Raw genomic sequence first — 4,835 nt, 5'->3', positions numbered from 1 at the left:
ATAATTCTGTGATGGTATATTTTCCTGTACGCCATTCACAAATAAATTCGATTTTTTGTTCCATAGTTGTTGTTGTTGTTGTTGTTGTTTTCCAAGGCATAATAATTTGATTTTAATCTCAAATTATACCTTAAAAAGTGTAAACTATGTCCCTTTAACTTTGTAAATGATGTGCCTTTAACGTACCTTAATGGCATACAACGTGTTCGTGTATGGTTTCGTGTTGTTTGAGAACTAAGTTAGCAAAAAAGGAGGGAAGGCACAGGATTTCGTTAGAAATCCTCGAACAACCTTTAAACAACATGTACTATACACGTTGTTAGGCACTGTTTTTTTAGATAGCTATTCAATAATTTTTATTTTGCTTATTCTAAGATAAGTGTAAAAACCAGTTTGTGCGTTACTATTGTTATCAATTTCCTCACACAAACTGGTCAAATCAATTAACTAATTACATGATTATTTAATATTATTTTTCTTTAAAAATTTTAAAATATAATTTGCTACTTCATCACCTTTCTCTTCTAAGGCAAAATGACCTGTATCTAATAAATGAAAGTCTAAATTCTTTAAATCTCTTTTATATGGATAAGCACCATCTGCAGGGAAAATATAGTCGTTCTTCCCCCAAACAATTAGAGTAGGAGGTTGGTAATCTCTAAAATATTTTTGCCATTCGGGATATAAAGGTACATTAGTTCTGTAATCATAAAACATAGCTAATTGTATTTCGTTGTTTTCAGGACGGGTTAAATGTTGTAAATCTATATGCCAGTTGTCTGGGCTAATTTTGTCAATATCTTGAACACCATGCGTGTATTGCCATTTTAATCCATCAGGTGAGTGAAACCCTTCTAAAGGTTTTCCGTTTTCTACAGTATAATCATTCCAATATTTTTTAATAGGAATCCAGAAGTCTTTTAAGCCTTCATCATATGCATTTCCGTTTTGAATAATTAATGATTCTATGCGTTCTGGGTATTTAGCAGCAATTCTGAAGCCAATTGGAGCGCCATAATCCATTAAATAAATACTATATTTTTTGACGTTCTTTTTCTCTAAGAAACCTTCAATAATTGCTGACATATTATCAAACGTATAATCAAAATCTTTAATCAATGGTTGGTCACTTCTACCAAAACCTGGATAATCTGGTGCTAAAACATGATATCGAACAGACAAGTCTGTAATTAAATTTCGAAACATATGAGATGATGTTGGGTAACCATGCAATAATAAGATAGTTGGTTTACTTATGTCACCTGCTTCACGATAAAAAATGTTTAATCCATTTATATCTACACTTTTATGTAATGTATGGTGAGCTGTCTTACCTACTGTAGTTCCTATAATATTTTCATTTGATTTTGTAAAAGAAACTAAGGCTATTGATAGTATAGCTAATAGAGCTATACTGAATACTGATTTTAAAATTTGTGTTTTCATAATTTTATTTATTTAATGTTTATAATATTTGATTGTAATTAGATAAAAGCTTTTATCTGTACCGTCGTTTACTATTCCAATTAAAACTTTTTGATTCTTTTGTTTCCATTTGTATTGATTTTCGATTATTTAAATTTTCTTTCTGTTTCTAAGATATTTATGTCATTTGCACTCATGTCTCTAACTCTCATGAGGCCTTCAGGATCAAATTCCCAATGCTCATTACCATGTGTTCTTTTCCATTGGCCTGTTTTTGCATCTTGCCACTCATATTCAAATCTTACTGAAATTCTATTATCAGTAAATGACCATAAATGTTTTTTTAATTTGTATTTAGATTCTTTATTCCATTTTTTTGTTAAAAATTCTACTATAGCTTTTCTTCCCGTGAAGAATTCAGTTCTATTTCTCCATTGAGAATCTAAGGTATACGCTTTAGATACTCTTTCTGGGTTTTTGCTATTCCAAGCATCTTCTGCTGCTTGTACTTTTTCCTCTGCGGTTTCCGTTGTAAAAGGTGGTTTAATTGTTTTCATAATTTAATATTAAACAGACAAGTCTGTTTTATATATGTAAATTTTTTTTAAATTTAGTTAAGTAATTTTTTTGCTGCTCTTTTTGCCACTTCAATAGGCCATTTGTTTTTTTGTATTTGTGATAATATTATAGATCCTTCTAAAAGTATTATTAACTCATCTCCTAATTGCATAGCTTCATTGTCTGAAAGATTATCTTCTTCTTTTAGTAATGAATGCACCCAAGCTCTAACATCATTTTTATGTAATACTGCTTGATCTCTTATTTTATTATGATCATGTGGTAAATCTGTTATAATATTTTGCCAACCACATCCTCTGTAGTTAACTGAGCTCAGCCAACTATCTAAATAATCAAAGCTTGCAATTAATTTATCTCTATTGTTTTTTTGCTTAGACACAAAACTTTGTAAATCACCTACCCAATTTATGTGTCTTCTTTTTAAATAGGCTACTGCAATGTCTTCTTTTGATCTAAAATGTTGATACATACTTGCCTTAGCTACACCAGCTTCTGCTATTATTTGATTTATTCCTGTTTGATTATATCCGTTAGTATAAAATAAATCTGACGCAGTTTCTATGATTCTATCTTTCACACCTAATTTTTTCATGGGACAAATATAGAACAAAATTTAATACTAACAGACAGGTCTGTATGATTTAACTTTTTTTTAACTTTTGAGAGAAATACGTTTTTGGAAATATGTGATACGATATTAGGTAAAATTGTGCCTAACGGTTAGTATATGGCAAGTAGGGCAGTAGAAAGCGATAAACTTTCAATTTTGCACAGAGCCAAAACGTTGTATTTTGTTTTATCTTATTCATTTTATAAAAGCCAAATCAACGATTTGGCGGTGTTTCAGATAACAACAGTACTTTCGTAAATCACTGAATGCCCTATTTGCTATATACAGTGTTACCATACGTTTTTTTTAAACTTATTCAATTCCTGTCGTTATTGAAGCTGAAGAAAAGTCCTCTCCCATAATTGGATTTCCATTTAATCTACTTAACATTGAGATTTGACCGATATGGGTCAGTATGTCTGAAAAGGGACCTTGAATTAATCGTTTTGCATAATTAATATCAAGTTCTTTTTTCATAAGGATGCTATCCAAGTTTTTAAGTTCAGTATTGAATCTCTCTATTTCGAATTTCATATCAACCCTTTCAGGTTGTTCCTTACTGTATCTTTCTTCCTCAATAAAAATTCTTGTAGCACTTAGAACCTGATACATATGATTTATTATTTCATTAGGAGTTCTACTTTCCTTTCCCACATTAAAATCTCCAAACTCCATTTTTTGATTATGTACAGCTTTTTTAAATCTATAAGATATTGTTGATAGAGTATGTCTCAAAAATTCATTTTTCATTTTCCACAATCTTTTTAATTGTTGATAGAACTCCATTCCAAAATTCATCAGAACGTTTCTGTTTTTTTTCCGTTGGGATATTATCTTCAGAAATTGAGAGTTGGGTATGATTTTCAGATTCAGATAAGTCAAAAGTCCAAACTCTATAATTTTCAGGAATATCTGGAATTCCTTCAAGATTACTCCAATGTGTATATTGTAATTGAATGTTTGGTTTTACATTCATTAAAATTCCTTTTTCCACATATTTATTTCCGTTATATTCTCCGTTAAATGTAATCGGGCTATTTTCTTTCCAATCTGATTCAATATTCGCTCCGAAAAAATATTTCTTCGCTATCTCTGGTGTTACTAAAGCATTCCAAACTTTTGAAACAGGAGCGTTAATTTTGATTGTAGTATTTGATATATGTTCTCGGTTCATTTTTTTAATGTATGCCAACGTGTTCGTGTTATGGCTAGTTGCGTTGGTTAGCACTAAGTTAGTAAATAGAAAACGAACCAGAGGGAAATCCGTAGGATTTTCCGAGTACACACAAAACCAGCAATTAGTTATACACGTTGTTGTAACCTGTGCTTTCTATTTACCTAGTTTCAAAATTCTAACTGCACCTTGTATTACCAAAACAAAAACGATTGTTCCAATAATTAAATCAGGTTTACTTGAACTCAAATAATTTACTAAAACTCCAGCGATTATAACTCCTAAATTGATAATTACATCATTAGAGGTGAAAATCATACTAGCTTTCATATGTGCTTCTTCTTTACTTTTTGACTTTTGTAAAATATAAAGACAGATTCCGTTCGCAATGAGCGCAAAAACCGAGACAATAATCATAGTCGAAAAGTCTGGTAATTTTTCTTCTCCGAAAAATCGTCTAAGGACTTCCACAAATCCTATAATCGCAAGTGTTATTTGAAAATATCCAGCAAGTTTGGCAATCCGCTTTTTCTTTATTAAAGTTCCACCAACCGCAAACAAGCTAATTCCGTAAACAAAACTATCTGCGAGCATGTCTAAACTATCAGCCACAAGTCCCATTGATTTTGAAATCAGACCTGTTGTCATTTCGATTAAGAAAAAAATGAAATTGATTATAAGTACAGACCAAAGAAGCTTTTTCTGGTTTTTATTTTCTTTAAAATCCGTTTGGTCGGTTTGTTCAGTCGATATTTTCTTTCCGCCTAGTTTTAATTCTAAGATGGATTTTTCTATTTGTTGAATTTCTCCGTTATGAAAGACAGTCAATTTTCTGTTGGGAATGTCAAATTCTAAATTCGCAATATTTGAGATTCCATCCAATTTCATTCGGATTAGGTTTTCCTCTGAAGGACAATCCATTTTGGTGATTTCAAATATCGATTTTTCCATTCAGTAACGATTTTTCTTGCATGTTCGTAAAGAGACATGGTTTACACAAGTTAAAGATTATGTTTTACACTAAATTAGTTTCTAACCTTGTCGATT

At 30.8% G+C, this 4,835-nt stretch carries 6 protein-coding genes; all 6 read right to left on the bottom strand.

The window, feature by feature from the left end; all coding sequences use genetic code 11:
- Positions 1-459 precede the first annotated feature (459 nt).
- The 6 genes from Q0856_RS17775 to Q0856_RS17750 all read right to left on the bottom strand — a co-directional run bounded on the left by Q0856_RS17775 (position 460) and on the right by Q0856_RS17750 (position 4,739).
- Complete coding sequence (locus Q0856_RS17775) at positions 460-1,446, bottom strand: alpha/beta hydrolase (protein WP_298507153.1); 987 nt, start codon at positions 1,444-1,446, stop codon at positions 460-462.
- 125 nt (positions 1,447-1,571) lie between these two features.
- A complete protein-coding gene (locus tag Q0856_RS17770) occupies positions 1,572-1,982 on the bottom strand; it encodes a nuclear transport factor 2 family protein (RefSeq protein ID WP_298507152.1) in 411 nt (136 codons plus the stop codon).
- A gap of 53 nt (positions 1,983-2,035) precedes the next feature.
- Positions 2,036-2,596 (bottom strand): TetR/AcrR family transcriptional regulator, encoded by a 561-nt coding sequence (locus Q0856_RS17765; RefSeq protein WP_298507151.1) that lies wholly within the window; start codon positions 2,594-2,596, stop codon positions 2,036-2,038.
- A 330-nt stretch (positions 2,597-2,926) separates the two neighbouring features.
- Complete coding sequence (locus Q0856_RS17760) at positions 2,927-3,364, bottom strand: hypothetical protein (protein ID WP_298507150.1); 438 nt, start codon at positions 3,362-3,364, stop codon at positions 2,927-2,929.
- On the bottom strand, positions 3,354-3,788 hold the full coding sequence (locus Q0856_RS17755) for an SRPBCC domain-containing protein (protein WP_298507149.1): 435 nt from the start codon (positions 3,786-3,788) through the stop codon (positions 3,354-3,356). The genes Q0856_RS17760 and Q0856_RS17755 overlap by 11 nt, the downstream gene beginning before the upstream one ends.
- A gap of 156 nt (positions 3,789-3,944) precedes the next feature.
- Positions 3,945-4,739, bottom strand: a complete 795-nt coding sequence (locus Q0856_RS17750; protein WP_298507148.1) for a cation transporter — start codon at positions 4,737-4,739, stop codon at positions 3,945-3,947.
- Positions 4,740-4,835: the final 96 nt, after the last annotated feature.

This window comes from uncultured Maribacter sp., assembly GCF_947496775.1.
In the GTDB taxonomy this organism is placed as follows: Bacteria; Bacteroidota; Bacteroidia; order Flavobacteriales; family Flavobacteriaceae; genus Maribacter_B.
The sequence above is the reverse complement of the archived record's forward strand: the minus strand, read 5'-3'. Positions and strand labels throughout refer to the sequence as shown.

Bases quoted from the DNA above. Each gene is read 5' to 3' on its own strand.
- Q0856_RS17775 (WP_298507153.1), bottom strand. From the start codon at position 1,446: ATGAAAACACAAATTTTAAAATCAGTATTCAGTATAGCTCTATTAGCT.
- Q0856_RS17770 (WP_298507152.1), bottom strand. From the start codon at position 1,982: ATGAAAACAATTAAACCACCTTTTACAACGGAAACCGCAGAGGAAAAA.
- Q0856_RS17765 (WP_298507151.1), bottom strand. From the start codon at position 2,596: ATGAAAAAATTAGGTGTGAAAGATAGAATCATAGAAACTGCGTCAGAT.
- Q0856_RS17760 (WP_298507150.1), bottom strand. From the start codon at position 3,364: ATGAAAAATGAATTTTTGAGACATACTCTATCAACAATATCTTATAGA.
- Q0856_RS17755 (WP_298507149.1), bottom strand. From the start codon at position 3,788: ATGAACCGAGAACATATATCAAATACTACAATCAAAATTAACGCTCCT.
- Q0856_RS17750 (WP_298507148.1), bottom strand. From the start codon at position 4,739: ATGGAAAAATCGATATTTGAAATCACCAAAATGGATTGTCCTTCAGAG.